Consider the following 410-nt stretch of genomic DNA (forward strand, 5'->3'; position numbering starts at 1 on the left):
CGGTACTTGTTCGCTATCGGTCTCTCGCCAGTATTTAGCCTTAGATGGGATTTACCACCCACTTAGGGCTGCATTCCCAAGCAACCCGACTCGTGGAAAGCACCTCGTGAGGTAGCTAAGCGAGGCCCGACGGGGTTCTCACCCTCTCTGACGTCCCTTTCCAGGGAACTTAGGGCCATGCCGCTACAGAGGGCACTTCTATAGACTACAATTCTCCAATGGAGATTTTCAAGTTGGGCTATTCCCGTTTCGCTCGCCGCTACTAAGGGAATCCTTGTTAGTTTCTTTTCCTCCGCTCGACCGGAAGAGCACCCGTCTGAACTCCAGTCACACTTGCGTTAATCTGGGGGGGGGGGGTGGGTTTTTTTGGGGGGGGGGGGGGGGGGGGGGGGGGGGGGGGGGGGGGGGGG

General features: G+C 58.3%; 1 rRNA gene. It reads right to left on the reverse strand.

Annotated elements, in window-relative coordinates:
• A 23S ribosomal RNA gene (locus ACMX2H_RS18990) occupies positions 1-410 on the reverse strand; the annotation flags it as partial.

It is taken from the genome of Arthrobacter sulfonylureivorans (genome assembly GCF_047607445.1).
Taxonomy (GTDB): Bacteria; Actinomycetota; Actinomycetes; order Actinomycetales; family Micrococcaceae; genus Crystallibacter; species Crystallibacter sulfonylureivorans_A.